Origin of the sequence: Stutzerimonas stutzeri (assembly GCF_002909485.1) — a bacterium.
In the GTDB taxonomy this organism is placed as follows: Bacteria; Pseudomonadota; Gammaproteobacteria; order Pseudomonadales; family Pseudomonadaceae; genus Stutzerimonas; species Stutzerimonas stutzeri_AH.
The window spans coordinates 56876-75606 of the sequence record NZ_PPXG01000005.1; the positions used below are offsets into that span (position 1 = coordinate 56876).

Annotated in this window: 17 protein-coding genes and 2 pseudogenes; 12 read left to right on the plus strand and 7 right to left on the minus strand. The window is 60.2% G+C overall.

Translation table 11 applies throughout. From position 1 onward, the window contains the following. Position 1: 1 nt before the first annotated feature. On the minus strand, positions 2-904 hold the full coding sequence (locus CXK91_RS12890; RefSeq protein WP_103456538.1) for a LysR substrate-binding domain-containing protein: 903 nt from the start codon (positions 902-904) through the stop codon (positions 2-4). A gap of 194 nt (positions 905-1098) precedes the next feature. On the opposite strand from CXK91_RS12890, the pseudogene CXK91_RS22910 reads away from it, so the two are divergent. The 3 genes and pseudogenes from CXK91_RS22910 to CXK91_RS12905 all read left to right on the plus strand — a co-directional run. Further along, a pseudogene (locus CXK91_RS22910) lies at positions 1099-1332 on the plus strand (response regulator transcription factor); the annotation flags it as partial. Between the two features lie 417 nt (positions 1333-1749). Beyond that, on the plus strand, positions 1750-2082 hold the full coding sequence (locus tag CXK91_RS12900; protein WP_103456540.1) for a nuclear transport factor 2 family protein: 333 nt from the start codon (positions 1750-1752) through the stop codon (positions 2080-2082). Continuing rightward, a complete protein-coding gene (locus CXK91_RS12905) occupies positions 2076-2852 on the plus strand; it encodes an SDR family oxidoreductase (protein ID WP_103456541.1) in 777 nt (258 codons plus the stop codon). The genes CXK91_RS12900 and CXK91_RS12905 overlap by 7 nt, the downstream gene beginning before the upstream one ends. A gap of 195 nt (positions 2853-3047) precedes the next feature. Here the strand turns inward: CXK91_RS12905 and CXK91_RS12910 are convergent, their stop codons facing one another. The 3 genes from CXK91_RS12910 to CXK91_RS12920 all read right to left on the minus strand — a co-directional run bounded on the left by CXK91_RS12910 (position 3048) and on the right by CXK91_RS12920 (position 6350). After that, positions 3048-4043, minus strand: coding sequence for an aldo/keto reductase (locus tag CXK91_RS12910; protein WP_103456542.1), 996 nt, complete (start codon positions 4041-4043; stop codon positions 3048-3050). A gap of 96 nt (positions 4044-4139) precedes the next feature. Further along, positions 4140-5036, minus strand: a complete 897-nt coding sequence (locus tag CXK91_RS12915) for a LysR substrate-binding domain-containing protein (RefSeq protein ID WP_103456543.1) — start codon at positions 5034-5036, stop codon at positions 4140-4142. 105 nt (positions 5037-5141) lie between these two features. Then, positions 5142-6350, minus strand: a complete 1209-nt coding sequence (locus CXK91_RS12920) for an MFS transporter (protein WP_103456544.1) — start codon at positions 6348-6350, stop codon at positions 5142-5144. 132 nt (positions 6351-6482) lie between these two features. On the opposite strand from CXK91_RS12920, the gene CXK91_RS12925 reads away from it, so the two are divergent. From CXK91_RS12925 to CXK91_RS12955, 7 genes are all read left to right on the plus strand, one after another. Continuing rightward, positions 6483-7076, plus strand: a complete 594-nt coding sequence (locus CXK91_RS12925) for a TetR/AcrR family transcriptional regulator (protein ID WP_103456545.1) — start codon at positions 6483-6485, stop codon at positions 7074-7076. Positions 7077-7383: 307 nt separating this feature from the next. Beyond that, positions 7384-7902 (plus strand): RNA polymerase sigma factor, encoded by a 519-nt coding sequence (locus CXK91_RS12930; RefSeq protein WP_103456546.1) that lies wholly within the window; start codon positions 7384-7386, stop codon positions 7900-7902. Between the two features lie 2 nt (positions 7903-7904). Continuing rightward, complete coding sequence (locus CXK91_RS12935) at positions 7905-8744, plus strand: FecR family protein (protein WP_103456547.1); 840 nt, start codon at positions 7905-7907, stop codon at positions 8742-8744. Between the two features lie 79 nt (positions 8745-8823). After that, complete coding sequence (locus CXK91_RS12940) at positions 8824-11136, plus strand: TonB-dependent receptor domain-containing protein (RefSeq protein WP_256055722.1); 2313 nt, start codon at positions 8824-8826, stop codon at positions 11134-11136. A 71-nt stretch (positions 11137-11207) separates the two neighbouring features. Continuing rightward, a complete protein-coding gene (locus CXK91_RS12945) occupies positions 11208-11513 on the plus strand; it encodes a hypothetical protein (protein WP_146048130.1) in 306 nt (101 codons plus the stop codon). Then, complete coding sequence (locus CXK91_RS12950) at positions 11513-13054, plus strand: PepSY-associated TM helix domain-containing protein (protein ID WP_103456549.1); 1542 nt, start codon at positions 11513-11515, stop codon at positions 13052-13054. The genes CXK91_RS12945 and CXK91_RS12950 overlap by 1 nt, the downstream gene beginning before the upstream one ends. Next, entirely contained in the window at positions 13047-13352 is a 306-nt protein-coding gene (locus CXK91_RS12955; protein WP_181003953.1) for a DUF3325 family protein, read from the plus strand. Before CXK91_RS12950 ends, CXK91_RS12955 begins: the two co-directional genes overlap by 8 nt. 9 nt (positions 13353-13361) lie before the next feature. Here the strand turns inward: CXK91_RS12955 and CXK91_RS12960 are convergent, their stop codons facing one another. Further along, entirely contained in the window at positions 13362-14126 is a 765-nt protein-coding gene (locus tag CXK91_RS12960; RefSeq protein ID WP_103456550.1) for an AraC family transcriptional regulator, read from the minus strand. A gap of 305 nt (positions 14127-14431) precedes the next feature. On the opposite strand from CXK91_RS12960, the gene CXK91_RS12970 reads away from it, so the two are divergent. Continuing rightward, positions 14432-16114: a 2-isopropylmalate synthase gene (locus tag CXK91_RS12970; RefSeq protein WP_103456552.1), complete on the plus strand. Its 1683-nt coding sequence runs from the start codon at positions 14432-14434 to the stop codon at positions 16112-16114. An 88-nt stretch (positions 16115-16202) separates the two neighbouring features. Here the strand turns inward: CXK91_RS12970 and CXK91_RS22915 are convergent. Together CXK91_RS22915 and CXK91_RS12980 are read right to left on the minus strand one after the other, a co-directional pair. Continuing rightward, a pseudogene (locus CXK91_RS22915) lies at positions 16203-16495 on the minus strand (AraC family ligand binding domain-containing protein); the annotation flags it as partial. A 146-nt stretch (positions 16496-16641) separates the two neighbouring features. Next, positions 16642-17538, minus strand: a complete 897-nt coding sequence (locus tag CXK91_RS12980; RefSeq protein WP_103456553.1) for an MBL fold metallo-hydrolase — start codon at positions 17536-17538, stop codon at positions 16642-16644. Positions 17539-17749: 211 nt separating this feature from the next. On the opposite strand from CXK91_RS12980, the gene CXK91_RS12985 reads away from it, so the two are divergent. Beyond that, a complete protein-coding gene (locus CXK91_RS12985; RefSeq protein WP_103456554.1) occupies positions 17750-18712 on the plus strand; it encodes a GlxA family transcriptional regulator in 963 nt (320 codons plus the stop codon). Positions 18713-18731 lie beyond the last annotated feature (19 nt).

Sequence of the window (18731 nt, forward strand, 5' to 3'; positions counted from 1 at the left end):
CTTAGCTTTTTTGGCTGGCGCGAACCAGGGCTACGAATGCCTGGAACGCGGCAGAGGGGTTGCGGCGGTTCGGGTAGTACAGGCAGAGGTTGTCCCGGGGAGGCGTCCAGTCCTCAAGGACCCGCTCGAACTGCCCGGCTTCGATTTCAGCCTGAACGTCCTGCTCCATGAAAAAGCCGAGCCCCAAGCCTTGTTGCACGACCGCCTTGGACACACTGGCCTCGTCGAGGGTCAGCGGCCCGGCCACATCAAGCTTTATAACTTCATCATCTCGTTCGAAATGCCAGGGAAAGAGGGCGCCATTAGGGAGCCTTATGCGGATACAGGCATGGTTGAGAAGGTCGGGTGGGGTGCGAGGCCGTCCATGTCGGGCGAAATAAGCAGGCGTACCGACAACCGCGTAGCGCCGGGGCTGGCTGAGCGAAATCACGATCATGTCGCTCGGTACGAGGCTTGCGGAACGTACCCCAAAATCGAAACCGTCAGCGACGATGTCCACCAGGCGGCCTTCGGTGACGAGGTCGATATGCACCTTCGGATGCTGTCGCAGGAACTCCACCACCAGCGGCAAGAGCGCTGCCCGTGCGGCAGTGGCGAACGCGTTGATTCGCAGCGTGCCCGAGGCGCTTGCATTATGCGATCGCACGGCGTCGAGCGCTGCCCGTACATCTTGCAAGGCCGGCCCCACCTGCTCCAGAAAGATCCTGCCTGCCTCGGTGACAGCCACGCTGCGTGTCGTGCGATTGAACAGCCGCGTCTCGAGGCTCGCTTCCACTTTGGCGATGGTGTTGCTAAGCGCGGTGGTCGATACGTTGAGGTCAATGGCTGCCTGGCGAAACGAAGCCCGGCGCGCCACCGCGATAACAGCGTCCAACTCACCGAGGCCAAGGCGTAGGTCTGGCATGGATTGTCCTGTATTGCGGGATGGGACATTTGGGTATGTCCCAGTTGAGCAAATTGTCGCTTCGGCAGCAAGATCGCTCGCCAAGCCCGTCCAGGACTAAACCAATGCACCTTCAGCTTCTCGACCCTGATGAGGCACGCGACCAGCTCGGCGGTAGCGGCAGCCGGGTTGTAGCTGACGCGTCCAGTGCCACAGCCGCCGGCGGCAAGCGCCGGTTGCATCAGCCGAGGGCAGCAGTGCTCAGCGCACGCGAATGCCGTGTTCTTCTGGAAATCAGCCGGGGCGCCAGCAATAAGCAGGTGGCGCGGCTGTTGGAGATCAGCCCGAGCACCGTGCGCACTCACGTAGAAAACATCTTTCGGAAACTGGATTGTTCCACCCGAGCGGCCGCAACCCTGAGGGCATCGATGCTAGGTTTGATCTCCTGATCTTGGCGCCCCGGCACACGTGCGATGCTCGTGGCTCTGCCTGGCCAAGAGCAACCGCTACTAGCATCTTGACCGCGCCCGTGGATCATGCGAGCCAACCTCTTTGGGCCTCCATCGTAGTCACGGATGTGCCTGGGCTATCTGCCTACCGGTTTCTAAACATCCAACTTCGCTTGGCGGACATGTCGCGCCTTAAAGCCTGGCGCTACACCGTTAGGCCCGTCTTTCTCAGCTCACCCACGCCCCCAGCAGCTCAGGTCGTGCGCAGACGGACGAAAGCTTGATAGGCCATTAAGTTTAGCCGAATGCTATTAATTGTCCTGATTTAAGGGATTAGCCATGAATCTTTGTCCCTATTGAGCTGGCTGTTACCGCGGCCGCAAGATCGCTTTGAAATCCATCCAGGAGAAATTTCGAATGAGCCTACAGCTTCCGGACGTCGTCGAGACGTACTTTGACATCAGCAGCGGTGGTGACCTATCGCAGCTTGCCAGCTGCTTCTGCACGGACGCCACGGTGTTCGACGAGAACAAAACTCATGACGGCCTCGCGGCCATCGAAGCCTGGCAGCATGAGGTTCGGCAGGCCTTCGCCTTCGAAGTTGAACCGCTTCAGGCGCTACAGGGGGAGGGCAAGCTGACTGTCAACACGCGGCTTACCGGTAATTTCCCTGGTAGCCCGGTCCAGCTGAACCAAGTGTTTAGGCTGGAGAACGGCCGAATCCTCTCGCTGGAGATCATCCCGTGCTGAACCTTGAATTGAGCGGTAAGCGGGTCTTGGTGACCGGAGGCACGAAGGGCGTTGGGCGTGCGGTTGTCGACTTGTTCCTGGCTCAGGGCGCGAAGGTGATGACCTCGGCCCGGCAGGCCGACTTCGAAATGCCGGGAGGCCTCTTGGTCGCGGCAGATCTCTCGACCCCGAAAGGCTGTGAGGCGTTGGCATCCGCAGTCAAAGCGCGACTGGGAGGCGTCGACATTATCGTGCATGTGCTGGGTGGCTCTTCGGCCCCCGGTGGCGGCTTCGCTGCCCTGGATGACGAGCAGTGGCAACGCGAGCTCGACCTGAACCTGTTTCCGGCCGTGCGCCTGGATCGCGCCTTGCTGCCGGATATGCTGGCGCAGGGGCAGGGCGTCATCATCCACGTGACTTCGATCCAGAGTCGGCTGCCTCTGCCGGAAGCCACGACCGCTTATGCCGCGGCCAAGGCTGCGCTCTCGACTTACAGCAAGAGCCTATCGAAAGAGGTATCGCCGAACGGGGTGCGGGTCGTCCGAGTATCGCCTGGCTGGGTTGAAACCGAAGCCTCAGTCGCATTGGCCGAGCGGCTCGCGCAGGAAGCGGGAACTGACTATGAGGGTGGCAAGCAGATCATCATGGGCGCACTGGGGGGTATCCCGCTTGGGCGCCCATCGACACCGATGGAAGTTGCTGACCTGATTGCTTTCCTTGCTTCGCCTCGGGCCGCTTCCATCACCGGGACGGAGTTCGTTATTGATGGTGGAACAGTGCCGACAGCCTAGCCTTGGCTGGCTTGAGAGAATGTGCCGGAAACAGAGGTCAGCAAGGTGTGCCCGTCATGACATCCGGATGTCTGCCTCTGGCCGAAATGGACTTTAGCGACCGGCAACTCATGGCCGGTCGCTTCTGATAATGGCGAACGGAAACCGGAAGCTGGCCAAGCCTCGTGCGAGAACTTTGCTAGCGTGACGATCCTATTAATGGTGCTCGAAGATCTTATGTATCTTCTGAAGCACAGCAGCATCAACTCGCGGAACAAGCTCGAGCGCTCCGAGGTTTTCCTGCAACTGCGCCACGCTTGAGGCGCCTACCAAAACTGACGTTACAGCTTGGTTTTGAAGCACCCAGGCTAATGCCAGCTGGGCCCGGGTTGCTCCGAGGCCATTGGCTATTGCCTTGAGCTGCTTGGCCGCCGCAATTCGCTCATCTCTCTTGTTCTCGAAAACGAAATCTTCGAGCCAAGAAAAACCCTCGGTCGTCAGTCGAGTGCCTGCAGGAATGCCTTCGTCGTAGCGCCCAGCCAGAACTCCGGATGCCAGCGGGGACCAAGTAGTCAGGCCGAGCCCATGGTCATGAACCAGCGGCTGGTACTCGTTCTCGACACGTTCTCGATGGAACAGATTGTATTGCGGCTGCTCCAGTTGGGGCGGGATGAGACTGTTGTGCTGACAAAACTCTATCAGTCTCAGAATATCCTTCGCGGGCCACTCCGATGTTCCCCAGTACAAGACCTTACCTTGCTGAACTAGCGTGTTCATCGTCCAGGCAATTTCCGCGATAGACATGCCGGGTTCAGGACGGTGGCAGAGGTAGAAATCTAGGTAATCGACACCGAAGCGTTGCAGCGCTTGGTGGCAGGCCTCTGTGATGTGCTTGCGGCTCAGGCCCTGCTGGGTGGGGCGCGATGGATTCGCGGTCGCGTGGTTGTCGCCAGTGCCGAACAGCACTTTGCTGGAAATGCAGTAACCATCACGCGACCAGCCGAGTGTTTTGATTCCCTGGCCAAGCATGCGCTCTGCCTCACCGCCAAGATATACCTCGGCACTGTCAAAGAAGTTAATGCCGTGGTCGTAAGCACACGCGAGGCATTCATTGGCGCCACGTTGATCTAGACGTGTGCCGAAGGTTATCCAGCTTCCGAATGAAAGGACTGAAAGCTGCAGAGACGAACTGCCCAATGAGCGATATTGCATGACCGATCTCCGGTTGGAAAAAGACATGCGCATGCTGGGGCCAGCCACACTCCCGGTGAAATACCGTTTATGTCGGCCAGTGAGACGAAAGAAGTATCAAGCGTGGCGCTTGACCATCTCGACGAACGCGTCACGCAGGGGCGAGATAACCGCGTTGTTGCTGGCAATGTTGAGCGCCACCGAGCCAAGCTCTTGGGAAGCACTGTGTCGCAGAGGCCGGAATACAACATCCTGCAGCCCTGAGCGTTCAAATGAGGCCGGTACCAGCGCTACCCCATAACCCGCCGCTACCAGTCCCAAGACTGTCTGAATTTGTCGAGCGTATTGAACGATCCGTGGTGAAAATCCCGCACCTTTGCATAGCGCGAGTAACTGATCATGAAAGCCCTGACCGAGTGCGCGAGCCGACATGACGAATGATTCTCTGGCAAGATCCTCAAGCCTGACAGTGTTGCTTAACGCCAACGGGTGACTGGATGGCAATGCAACTTGGATGGGGTCGAACAGCAGCCGCTCGATGGTCAGCAAGGGTGTTGTCGTCCCAGGACAACGCATCACGCCTATATCGGCTTCGCCGCTCTCCAAAAGCTCGACCTGCTCCCTTGTAGTGGCCTCGATGAAGCTCAGCTCAACAGAAGGCATCTGCTCTCTGAATATGCCCAGGGCCCGCCAAAAGCCTGGATAGTAATTGAGGCTGATCACGGCAATTACCAAGTTCCCCTCGATGCCTTGGGCGACTCTGCGGGTGTAGGCGACACCTTCGTTCAGCGCTTCGAGCAGCTCGTGGGCCTTGCCCAGGAGTGCCATTCCTGCACTGGTGAGCTCCACAGTTCGTTTGTCGCGAACGAACAAGGGATAACCGATATGTTCCTCCAGCCTCCTGATAGCCTGGCTGAGTGGAGGCTGCGCCATATGCAGCCGTTCCGCGGCGCGGCTGAAATGCAGCTCTTCGGCGACGACAACGAACTGGCGTAACAGGCGTGTTTCAATCATTTATCCACCTCGGTATGCCGATAGTTTTGGTGCGGCCAGGCATTTTGGCCAAGGAATCTCTGCCGGCTCGATTCAGGTATTTGGAATCGGAAAAGGTCGGCGCAATCACATGGCAGGCAGTGTAGGAGCTTCATTTCTACGCAGACGCATCCATGCCAGAAGCGCCACCATAAGTACGACGGCACCCGCAACGAGCGATAGGGAAAAACCGGCTTGGGCGCCTTCGTTGTCGACAATCTGGCCGGACACAGCAGCTCCCAGTGCCACGCCAACATTTAAGCCAGCCAGAAGCCAAGTCGTGCCCTCTGTCAGCTTCCGTTCGGGTACTAGGCGCTCGATCAGGGTCATTGCCACGATCATGGTGGGTGCGAAGAACAGCCCGGCTACCAGCACTGCGGTTGCCAGGTAAGGAATGCTGTCTACGACCATCAGCGGTAGTGTGGTCACGGCAGTAGCCAGGCCACCTAACAGCAACTGGTGATGCAGAGGGGCTTTTAACTGAAGCGCTCCATACCACAATCCCGACACACAGGAGCCCACGGCATACGCTGACAACACTACGCTGGCGGCTGCCGGACGGCCGAGTTGGTCAGCAAAAGCTACGCTGACCATATCCACCGTACCGACGATCATTCCCATGGCCACCATCAGCAGCGTTAGCAGCTGTACATTCGGCATTAGCATCACGGAACCTGAACAGCCTTTCGACGGTTCCTGAGTCTCCACAGCAGGCTCGGTGTCTCGTTGAATGAGCAAGGCGAATACTCCGAGTGTCAATACTAACGCTGCTGCCAGCAGAGCTGCTTGGGGTAACACCATCACTGCCAGCCCCACAGCCAGTGGAGGCCCGACAATGAACGTCACCTCGTCAAAAACCGTTTCTAACGAGTAGGCCGTTTGCAAATGGGGCCGGCCTCGATAGATGGCTGTCCAGCGAGCCCGAACCATCGCTGACATGCTCGGCATGAAGCCCGCGAGTAACGCACCGAGGAACAGGCTCCAGTCTGGCGCGTTCCACTTGGAGCAAACCGCCAGAGCCATAAGCCCGATGACGCTGATGGCGGTAGAGAAGGGTAGTATTCGGCTCTGACCATGCAGGTCTACCAAGCGCGATACTTGAGGTGACAGCATTGCGTAAGTCAGCACGAACGTAGCCGAAACCATGCCTGCCAATGCATAACTGCTCTGTGATTGGGACAGCATCGTAATGATGCCGATACCGGTCATTGGCAATGGTATACGGGCCAGTAGGCCTGCCAAGGCGAAGGCTCTACTGCCAGGTGCCTCGAAAAGTTCTCGGTAATAGGTGGCCATCTGAGTCTCCTTGGTAACCAGCTTTTAATACATTGCAGCGAGATGGGAATACATACGCCGCGTATGAATATGATCGTATATACATACGCCTGGTATGTAAATAATCATGCAGGTCTAATAAGGAGGGGTTAGATGGCGCGCCGCACCCGTGTGGAAATGGAAGAAACCCGCGCTTCGTTGATCAGCACCGCCCGCAAGGTGTTCTGTGAGCGTGGTTATGCCGAAACCTCGATGGATGATCTGACGGCGCAGGCGGGGTTGACGAGGGGCGCGCTCTACCACCACTTCGGTGACAAGCAGGGCTTGCTAGCGGCGGTCGTCGCTCAGATCGATGGTGAGATGGATGCCCGCCTTCAGGCAATTTCCGACAACGTTGCGGATGCATGGGGAGGTTTTACTGGCCGATGCTATGGGTATCTTGAAATGGCTCAAGAGGCTGAGATTCAACGCATCGTGTTACTTGACGCGCCCTCTGTGCTTGGCAATGCCGGCGACTCTCAGCAGCAGTGCATTGCCTCTCTGCTGGGGTTGATCGAAGCGCTTATTGATGGAGGGGTGGTTCGAAAGATAGACCCTCATGCTCTGTCGGTTATGATTCAAGGCAGCTTGACTGAAGCTGCTTTCTGGATAGCTCGTGGGGAAGGTGAGGGACATCGACTTAAACAAGCGAAAAGCGTTCTTCAAGTGCTGCTCGAGGGGATTCGAATCAGCTGTGACCAAGGTTAAGAGCCTAGGATGCCGCTTCTGGCCGAAAGCAGCACGTCGCCACCGGCATCTACCGGCAAGAAGCGGGCTGTAAAGCACCTCTACCTAACAGCGGTTCTTCGCGTCATTCCCCAACCCTTTCGTTCGGGGCTAGGAAGGATCGACATAAGGGCTTGTCGGGTTTCTGCGTAACAAGCTCACAGGAGTTCTGGCCGGGCTGGTTGATATAGCCCTCTGTAGCGGACGAAGAGCACATTCACTTCTTTCAACTGCTAAGACTTCTCATTTATATTCGCAGCCATATTCCTTGCCCTCTCGCGGCCCCATCGTGTCTCACGCCCCATCCCGATCATCCTTGGTCACGGTGCTAACCCGTCATTACGACGAGTTGGTCGATTCTGTGCGCCGCCGCTTTGGTGATCGTCATGCGGCGCATGAGGTCGTGCACGATGTTTGCGTACAGCTGCTTGAGTCACCCGAGAAGGAAGGTGTGCGTCTGCCCTTGGCCTTGCTGCGCAAGATCACCCATGATCGTGCCATCAGCCATTACCGCAGCGAGCGTCGACGACTGGCTTGGGTCGACGAGCATGTAGAGTTGCCAGATGTCATCTGCAGCGCATTGAGCCCGGAGTGCCATCACCAGGTCGCTGACGAGTTGGAGCGCCTCAGCGCCGCTGTCTCTACCTTGTCGCCACGCTGCCAGCAGGTGTTCATCATGCACAAGATCCATGAGTTGCCGCAGAAAGAGGTAGCAGTGCAGCTGGGGATATCGCTGAAGGCCGTGGAGAAGCACCTCAAGCTGGGCATGACCCGCTGCCGTATCATGCTCGGCTACCAGAAGGCCTAGTCATGAACCAGAACGAACCGCAACAGAGCGAATTCGTCCCCGCAGACGACGCTATTGCACGCCACCGCGATGAGCTGAAAAAGCGCTTTCCGCTGCCATCACCGGTAAAGCAACCTAAACCCCGCAGTTTCACCACGCTGAGTGTCGTGATCGCCACCCTGGGGCTTGCCGGCGTTCTGGCCTGGCTCGACCCCAGCTACAAGACCGAGCAGTTTGGCAGCGCTATTGGTGAGCATCAGGTTATCCCGCTGGCGGACGGCAGTCGCATAACTCTGGATGCTGCTAGTCGGATCAAGGTCAGTTGGCACCTGCGCTCACGCCGGGTGGAGCTGCAAGCCGGCCAGGCACTTTTCAGTGTCGCCCCCGCCCTCTATCGCCCATTCCTGACCAGCGCGGGCTCGACCCAGATCAAGGTGGTCGGCACCCGCTACAACGTCAGTCGTTATCAGGACGATGTGCGTGTCACGGTAGAAGAAGGCAAGGTCGATGTTCGTGGTAACCATGCAGGCGTCCGTCTCGGGGCAGGCGGGCAGATTGAGGTACGCAATGGTCGGCTCGGGAAACCTGCGCGGGTCGACGCTACGGCCTTCGTCGCCTGGAAAGAGGGTCGCCTGGTATTCGAGCGCACGCCCCTGCGTGAAGTGCTCGAGGTAATTCAGCGGTACCAGCGCCAGCCCATCGTCATGGATGACAGCAGCCTGGCCGAGCTTCCGGTATCGGGGGCCTTCGACAGCGCGCGCCTGGACGTAATGCTGGCATTGCTGCCGAAGATCCTGCCGCTAGAGTTGAACACTGATACCGATGGCGCGCTGCATCTGACGCGGCGCACAGCGCAAAAATAAATAACGCCCTGAGGTAGGGTTTCCTCTTCGCTGTGGCGGCTAACTCCAGGAACACAACACTTTTCCCGGAGAACCACGCGTGATAACCCCGACCCTGCGCCTTTCCCTGTTGGCCAGCAGCCTGTTGCTTGGCTTGTCGTCGATGGCCCAGGCTGCCACTGAAGTCGACTTCGACCTGCCGGCCGCACCGCTCGAACAATCGCTGAACGCCTTGGCCAACCAGTCCGACGCGCAGATTCTCTTTTCCAGCGATATCGCGGCCGGCAAACAGACGCCAGCGTTGCGCGGTCGCTATACCACCTCTGATGCGTTGCAGAGGTTGCTCGGCAATAGCGGCCTCAAGGTGCAACAGCAGGACGAACACACCTATATCGTGGTGCCCGACGTAGCCGCAGCGCCGCGCCCAGCACCAGCCGCACCGCTTGAGCTCGCCCCGATCATGGTCAGCGGTGAGAAAATCAGTCGTACCCTGGCACAAACCCAGTCGAGCGTCGTGGTCGAGACAGCCGAAAGCATGCGCGCGCATGGCGACAGGGATATCGGCAGTGTATTCAGCCGAACCCCAGGCGTGTACACCCAGGCCGGCAATGAAAACTGGGGCATCCGCGGCGTACCGGTTTCGGGCTTCGATGATCAAGGCCCGGCGACCCTGAACGGTGCCGTTTCGGTATACGTGGACGGAGCCCAACAGCCCAACCGGGCGCTGACCCTGAGCCCGATGTCGATGTGGGATGTAGAGCAGGTAGAAGTGCTGCTTGGCCCGCAATCCACCACCCAAGGCCGTAACTCCCTGGCCGGTGCGGTGGTGATTCAAACCCGTAACCCCACGTTCGAGCCGACTTTCTCGGCACAAACCAATGCCGGCAGCTATGGCGAAAGCGGCGCAGCGGTGGCCGGTGGCGGCGCGCTGATCGATGGTGTGATCGCCGGCCGCGTGGCCGTGGATTACCAGGACGGTGATGGCTATATCGACAACATCACCACCGGCAGCGACGCCAACCCCAACCGCAACAAGAATGCCCGGGGCAAGCTGCTGATCCTGCCCAACGACGACCTCGACGTACTGCTTACCTACGCCCATCACAACAGCCAGCAGGGCGACAATTCGATTCTGCGCAGCAACAACGATGTGCAGTATTACAAGATCGCCTCCAACACCAAGGCCTTCGACAAGCTGCAGCAAAATACCGCCACCGCCAAAGCTGACTACCGCCTGGACGAGGCCTTTTCCCTGACCAGCCTGACCACCGGTACGCAGTCGGATTACCAGTCGCGGCTGGACTTTGACCAGACCGCCACTCGCGACCAGGAAGTCGCGCGCACCCAGGAAACCCACCTGTTCAGCCAGGAGCTGCGGCTGGCTTACGAGGGCGACAACCTGCGCGGTTTTGCCGGCGCTTATTACGGCCGCACCAGCAACGCCTACCACGACAGGCTGAGCAATAATGGCAATCTGCTCGGCACCGTGAAGGGCTACACCAGGATCCACAACAAGGCGGTGTTCGGCGAACTGAACTGGACCTTCGCGCCTGACTGGACCCTGATCACCGGCCTGCGCTACGACAACGAGCAGAACGATACCGATGTTGAGCAGGATGACTTTTCCAGCCCTGGCCAGGTATCGAAAACGTTCAACGCACTGCTGCCAAAGCTCGGGCTGGACTATCAGTTCGCAGCCGATCAGTACCTCGGCTTCATGGTGCAGAAAGGTTACCGCGGCGGTGGTGTCAACGTCCGCGCCGGCGGCGGGCACGCCGACTACGATCCGGAGTACACCATCAACTACGAGCTGTCATACCGTGGTTCGTGGCTGGACGACAGCCTGCGAGCTCGGGCCAACCTGTACTACACCGACTGGAAGGACCAGCAGGTGAGCATGCTCGATAACGCCGGTGACTTCTTCCAGGTTTATAACGCCGCCAACAGCACCATCAGGGGCCTGGAGTTGTTCGTCGAGCAGGATCTCACCAGCCGCCTGCAGGTGAATGCCGGGCTCGCCTACACCGATGGGCGTTACGGCGACTTTGTATTTGGCGATGGTGACGACCTCAGTGGCGAGTCGTTCCTCTATGCACCCAAGTACAAGGTTTCGGTCGGTGGAAGCTATCGCTTCGACAATGGCCTGAAAGTCACCAGCGACGTGATCTATCAGGAAGGCAGCCCATCGCAGTACGAGTTCGACGCCAGCGGTGACGTGATCCATACACGCCGCAGTGATGACTTTGTACTGGTCAACCTCAATGCCGAATATGAGCTGATCAAGGGCTTGGCCGTGTCGGGCTACGTGAAAAACCTGTTCGACAAGGAGTACGTCACCAACAACCGTGGTGGCGACATCATCGATGTGGGTGCCCCTCGGACTGTCGGTCTGGTTTTGCACTACGACCTCTAACCTTGGAGTGAAGCCAAAACAGTGGCCAGAGCAATCCGCCACGCGCTCTGGCCCGATTTAGGGGGACGGGCGTGCACACTCTAGCGAAAACCCCGGCAGGGAATACGGCTCTGGCACGTGGCGCTTATCTGCTTGTTGTGCTGGTGGCCAGCTATGCCGCGATCTGGACGCTTACGGGCTTTACCGGGCTGGTCTTGTTGCACCTGGGCTTGGCGCGCAGTGAGGCGGCGATCTTCAGCAGCTTGCTGGGCTTCGTACTCTATCCGGCGCTCGTCATCGCGGCACTTGTAGTTAAGCGGTCATTGCGGCTCTGGGGTGTATTGATGGCGGCTAGCGTTTTGCTGGAAGTGATCAGCCGCTGTTGGGGGAGTCCCTGATGTTTAGCAACTTGCGCCAGGCCATGCTCTGGATGCACAGCGTGCTCGGCCTGGCCTTCACGGGGCTGCTGTTCGTGGTGTTCTTTATGGGCAGTCTGGCCTTGTACGATCGCGAGCTGGACCGCTGGATGCTGCCGCAGACGCGGCTGCCAACGGCTGCAGCCGAGCTGTCCCTGGATGGTCACGTGCTGCCGATGGTTGAGTCGCTAATTGCGGGGCAGGCGCTGGAACAATGGTTTATAGAACTGCCCAGCAGCCGGGTGCCGCCGCTACGCCTGCAGACCTGGGATCTGCAGGGCAAGGGGCAAAGCCGCTTTATCGACCCAGGCACTGGCCATGTGCTCGAAACGACGGCTAGCCAGGGCGGAGACTTCTTCTACCGCTTCCATTACACCCTGCACCTGGAGGTCGGTCGCCTGGGCCTGCTGCTGGTTGGCCTGGCCAGCATGGCCGGGTTGCTGGTGATCATCGCCGGGCTGCTGATCCATGTGCGACTGTTCAAGGACTTCTTCAGCTTTCGGCCGGACAAGATACCGAGGCGCTTGCTGGATCTGCATAACCTCTCCGGGGTGTTCGCCCTGCCGTTCTTTCTGACCTTGCTGCTGAGCGGCCTGGTTATCAGCTTTCCGCACTATTTACCGGCCGGCATGCTGGCGACTTATCAGGAGCAGGCTGGTGAACTCGCCAGCGAGGCACGTGACCTCTTTAGCCGGCCGGCGTCAGGCCAGGCTGGCAGCCTGGCGTCGCTGGATGACATGGCCGAGCAGACGCGAGCCATATGGCAAGGCGGAGAACCGGCATTCATCCGTGTCTGGCACCCGGGTGATGCCCTGGCCTATGTGGAGATCAGTCGTTCCCTCGCTAGCCGCGTGAGCCAGGACGCCGACACCCTGTACTTCGATGGCCCCAGCGGGCGGCTGTTACATCAAGCCAGGCTCAAACCCGCAGCCTCCATCTATAGCCTGCTGGCTGGGCTGCATGTGGCGTATTTCCAGCAGCCATTGCTGCGTGCGTTGTACTTCCTGGCTGGGGTCAGCTGCTGCCTTGTGCTGGCCAGCGGCCTGCTCTATTGGACCGAGAAACGTCGCTTGCGTTTGCCCCAAGGCAGAGCGGGCCTGCGTATGGCCGAAGTACTGGCGGCCTGCCTGATCACCGGCCTACCGCTGGCGACCCTGGCCATGCTGGTGAGCAATAGGCTGTTGCCGGAGAGTCTGGTGCAGCGGGCGAGTTGGGAGCAGTGGTTATTCTTCGCCACCTGGTTGGTCGCAGCCGTGCATGCGCTCTTCATGGTTTGCCGCTCTAGCGAAAGCCGGGCGCCATGGCGAAGCCAATGTGCGGCTATCGCCATGCTTGCCCTGGTGACGCTGTTGCTCAACGGCATAACCACCGGCGACTATCTATGGCGAAGCCTGAGCCAGTCCCACTGGGCCGTAGCCGGGGTAGATGGCGGCTTATTACTTAGCGCTTGGCTGGCTGCCTACACCTGGCTGCGCCTGGGCCGGCCCCGGCGCTTGCACTATAAGGCGCTCGAGGATGCTTGATCTGCTGCTCATTGCCAGCCTGCTGGTTCTTTATCTACTCGGGCTGGCGTGCCTGGCGCTAGCCCAGGACAAACACTGGAAAACGCTGAACCTTTGCTCTCAGCGCCAAGCCTGGGTAGTTCCTATCGGCTGGGGCAGTCTGGCACTGAGCCTACTGCTGGCCTGGGCCTATCAAGGCGTGGCTTTCGGCAGCCTGATGTGGGTGCTTCTGCTGCCGCCCAGCGGCTATGTCATGGTCTTCATCCTGGCCTGGAGACCGCAGTGGTTACGGCCGCTGGCCAGGCTACTGAGCCGGTAGTTTCTCCGTTCAGCTGTAGAAGCTCGAAGGCGGAACGCCGAACTGCCGGCGGAAAGCAGCGGCGAAGGCGCTCTGGCTTTCGTAGCCGTGCTGTAGGGCGACTTGCAGCACCGGCAGGCCTTCGGCCAGGGCTTCCAGCGAGAGCAGCAGGCGTGCCTGTTGGCGCCAGCGGCCGAAGGTGATGCCGGTGCTGCGAAGGAAGCGCCGGTGAAAGGTCTTCGGGCTCATAGCCAGCTGCTCCGCCCAATGCTCGGCGCCGCCTTCCTGCGCCGGGTTCTGCGCTAGGGCGTAGCAGACTCGGGCTATGCGTTCGTCATTTGGCCAAGGCAGGTGGAAGGGCAGTACCGGCAGGCTGCGCAGTTCGTCGAGGAGGAAACGCATCAGGCGGCCGTCCCGGCTGTCCGCACGGTACTGCGCCGGCACCTGGGTAGCGGCCTGGATGAGTTCGCGCAGTAGCGGCGACACATCGATCACGCAGTTGCCCGTGGGCAGTCCGTCGATGGCGTCGGGGTTGACGAATACGCTGCGCATGCACGCCGTGCCGCGTATGCGCAGGGAGTGCTCGACGCCGGCCTGCAGCCAGACGCCACGGGTCGGCGGTATGACCCACCGGCCGGCGGGGGTCTCCACCACTAGCACCCCGGAGATGGCATAGATCAACTGCGCACGTGGATGGCTGTGGGCGGGCACTTGATGACCGCTGGGATAGTCGACTGCGACGCCGGTGACCGGCATGGCCAGGGATTCGTAGGGCTGTTGGCTGTGGTCGACCATAGGCGGATCCAGAGTGTGCTGCTGGCCAGCTTAGTCGCAGGAATGACCATTTGGCGATAACGACGGACCATTTGCCGTGAATATCCAGGGGTGCGGCTGCCTATGCTGGGCGCATGTCTCACCGGAACCCCGCCATGAACGCTCCGCCTCCCTCGCTAATGCTAATCGCTCTGAGCCTCGGCCGGGGTCTGTCGCCGCGCATGCGGTGGCGAATTGCGATCTCCCCCAGATCCCGGCCTTGAACAGCCCGCCATGGCGGGTAGGGGAGATTGGCACCGTCCATTTTCCCGTTCGAGGTCCGACCCATGCTCCGCAATCCGCAAACCAAGTACCGTCCCTTTCCCGGCATCGACCTGCCCGATCGCCGCTGGCCTTCTCGCCGCATCGCTGAGGCGCCGGTGTGGCTGTCCACCGACCTGCGCGACGGCAACCAGGCGCTTTTCGAACCAATGAACCGAGAGCGCAAGCTGCGCCTGTTCGGTGAGCTGGTGCGGCTGGGCTTCAAGGAGATCGAGATGGGCTTCCCGGCCGCCTCGCGCACCGACTTCGAGATCATCCGCCAACTGATCGACGAGGGCGGCATTCCCGATGACGTCACGCCCATGGTCATGACCCAGCTGCGCGAGGACCTGATCGACGAGACCGTGCGGGCCGTGGCCGGCGCGCGGCGGGTGATCGTACACCTGTACAACGCCATCGCCCCGGGGTGGCGGCGCTTGGTGTTCGGCCTCTCGGTGGACGAAGTGGAACAGTTGGTAGTGCGCCACGTGCAGCTGCTCAAGGACAAGGTGGCTGCGCACCCGCAGACTGAGTGGGTGCTGCAGTACTCCCCGGAAACTTTCTGCATGGCCGAGCTGGAGGTGTCACTGCGCATGTGTAACGCAGCTATCCGCACCTGGGACGCTGGCCCCGGCCGGCCGATCATCGTCAACCTGCCGACTACGGTGGAAGTGGCGACGCCGAACGTCTTCGCCGACCAGATCGAGTGGATGCACGAGCGCCTGGAGCGCCGTGAGCACGTGGTTCTCTCGGTTCACCCGCACAATGATCGCGGCACCGGCGTGGCCTGCGCCGAGCAGGCGCTATTGGCCGGCGCCCAGCGCGTGGAAGGCTGCCTGTTCGGCAATGGCGAGCGCAGCGGCAACCTCGACCTGGTAACCCTGGCGTTGAACCTCTACACCCAGGGCGTCGACCCGCGCCTGGACTTCTCCGACATCGCCGGCGTGGCGCGGGTCGCTGAGGCTTGCACCGGGTTGCCAATCCACCCGCGCCATCCCTATGTCGGCGACCTGGTGTTCACCGCCTTTTCCGGCTCGCACCAAGACGCCATCGCCAAGGGGTTCGCCGCACAGGACCCGGAGGGCTTCTGGGAGGTGCCCTACCTGCCGATCGATCCCAAGGACCTGGGACGCACCTATGACAGCATCGTGCGGGTCAACAGCCAGTCGGGCAAAGGCGGCATCGCCTACCTGCTGCAGCGTGACCACGGCGTGTTGATGCCGCGGCGGATGCAGGTGGAGTTCAGCGCCATCGTGCAGAAAATGGCGGACAGCAGCGAGACAGAATTGACCAGTACTGAACTCTGGGAACTGTTCCAGCGCACTTATCTGGCGCCGGCGCGCCCTGGTGGCAATCTTGTCTATATCGGCCACCAGCTGTTCGAGGACAGAGCTGGCCAGGGAGTGGTGCTGGAGATCGCGCTGCCCAATGGCCGGCAACGGAATCTGCAGGGAGTGGGCAACGGCCCGATCGACGCGGTGGTTGCCGCCCTCGGCCTGCCCATCCGAGTCGACGGCTACGAGGAGCGCAGTTTGGGTGGTGGTGCTGGAGCCCAGGCCCTGGCGCTGGTCGAGGTTGCCTGGCCGGGCGTGGCCGGCTCGCGCTTCGGTGCCGGCAACCACGCGAACATCATCATTGCGTCGATCCAGGCGCTGCTTGTCGCGGTGTCACGCTTCGACGACGGCCCAGCGCAGTTGGCCGAACGCTGAGCTAGATCACGCGTCAGTTGCCTCCAAAGGCCTTTGACAGCCACAGGCGGGTTTTCAGGTGACGGGGGTTGTAGCCGCTTATCACTTAGTCCTCTAGCGTTTCCAGCGGATGATCCAGCGTTTGCACGAACGCTTCGCTGGCACAGTACAAGCGAAGATCGTTCGCGAGCCCGCTGCCTGTGAAGGGCAGCGGTTGTCCGCCCAACACGTTATGGATAAGCGCCCGGTTGCCATAGGCCATGGGGTAGCGAAAACCTGCGCTGGTACCGGCTATTCCGTCATGCAGTCTGTCGGGGGTACGAGCGTACCGCCAGGAACCCCGTGACGCAGTGATCCGTTGTAGTTGAAACGCTGCACGCCTACGAGGGTTTGTCTGATGGACTACTGTCAGGCATCTCCAGACGACTTCGAGAATACTAAAGTGCTCGCCTTCCAATGTCTGGTATTGGCTGAGGATTCAATCGGTCGTAATCGTGCTTATCGAGAGATAAAAAAGGCCGCCTTGCACGGGCGGCCCCACGTTGGGGTTAAAACTTGACCACAGCCCCGTCTTCCGGAATGTCTACGCGGTCTTGGATACCCTTCTCGGTGACGTAGGCTTTCAGCTCTTCGCGGCTCTGGCCCATATGATTGATAGCGTCCATGTGGGTGGCTACGATCCTGGCGTTGGGCAAAGCCTGGGCTGCACGTGCTACGTCTTCCTTGCCCATGATGATGGCGCCGTCATAGCCGGTCACCAATGCATAGCCGGCGTTAACGACGACTACCTCCGGGTTGTACTGGGCTAGTGCCTGGTCCACTTCGTCGCGCCAGATGGTGTCGCCGATCAGGTACATGGTCTTCTGGCCCGAGACCTGGAAAACCACACCCATCGCCTCACCGAGAAATTCAGCAAGTTGAGCATTGGCGTACATCTTGTCGGTGCCATGCTGGCCACCGGTCTTGCTCAGGGTAACGCCGCCGAATTCTGTTCCGTCTTCGAGGATGCGGACATTCTTGAAGCCTTGATCACGGATGATCCTGGCATCCGACTCGTTCTGTACGAATAGCGGGAGGTTCTTTGGCAGCAGCTCTTGCGCCGCGTCGTCCCAATGGTCGAGATGAGTGTGCGTAACGATGACTGCGTCTACTCCAGCAAGTATTTCCTGCGTCGACATCGGCAGCTCGACCAGTGGGTTGCGTAGCTCGCTGCGATAGGTGCCTTCGAAACCGGGGTAGGTGCCTTTTTTCGCCAGCATCGGATCGATGAGGAACGTGGTATCGGCGTAGATGATCTTCACTGTGGCATTGCGGATCTGCTGCATCTGCACGGCGGCACTAGCCGGGGTAGACGAACCAGTGTTTGCATCATTTGCCCAACTGGCGCCGGCGGTAAGGCTGAGTGCGAGGACCAGAGAACCTGCGAGGCTGCGTTGAAAAAGCATGAGCGACTCCTGAGAGTTTGTACCGTTGGTAGGTGCTCATTGTGGAGACCGAGCTACAGTGATGAAATCGGCCTGAACGACAATCATGAATAAATTCGGGCCAATGTTTGCGGTATGGTCTAGCCTATCGCTGGTCCGAAGAACATAAGACGCAGAGCGCTCGTTTGGCCCTGCGTAAATGTTCGTCCGTCGTAACGCTACCGGGAGCTCAATGACCTCAACACATGTCTGTGTCGTCGCCTTCGAAGGTGTCAGCCTGTTTCATCTTTCCGTGCCTGCGATGGTCCTGGGTGCAGGAGAAGAGGGCGCCAGTGACTCGCGCTATGAGGTGTCTTACTGTGCGGCGCAGCCGGGCAAGGTGCGCTGTGATCAGGGGCTCAGCATCGATGTGCCGGAAGGCATGGCAGCCATGGAGCGGGCCGATATCGTCATCGTTTCTGCCTGGAGCGATCCCGAACTGGCCGCGCCTGTTGAGCTGATCGAAGGCTTGCGCCAGGCTCACGCCCGCGGCGCCTTGATCGTCGGCCTGTGTCTTGGCGCTTTCGTACTGGGCGACGCCGGGCTGCTCGATGGGCGAGAAGCGACCACCCATTGGGTGGCGCGTGAAGTGTTTGCACGGCGCTTTCCGCATAGCCACTTCCGGCCCGACGTGCTCTATGTGGCAGACGACAACGTCATCACCTCGGCCGGGACGGTGGCGGCCATCGACTGCTGTCTGCATTTGCTGCGTCAACGTCACGGTGCGGATGTCGCCAACCGGATTGCGCGGCTGCTGGTCACGCCCCCGCATCGTCAGGGCGGGCAGGCCCAGTACATCGAACAGCCGGTGCCTCAGTTGCCGAGCGAGAGCCGGCTACCCGAGGTGCTGACATGGGCGCGCGAGCATCTGCAGGAGGCCTTGTCGCTGGATGCCCTTGCCGAGGTCGCCCATATGAGCCGCCGAACTTTTACCCGGCGATTCCGCGAGGCAACCGGCACCACCTTCATCAAGTGGCTCAATGCCGAACGAGTGGCAAGAGCCCAGCAGTTGCTGGAAACGACGGACATGCCCATCGAATGCGTCGCCTCGCAGGTCGGCTTCGGCACCACGCTTTCGCTGCGCCAGCAGTTCGCCGCTCAGCTGGGCACCACGCCCTCGGAGTATCGGCGTACGTTCCATGCGGTGGTTGGTTGAGACTGGCTAGCGGGCGAGC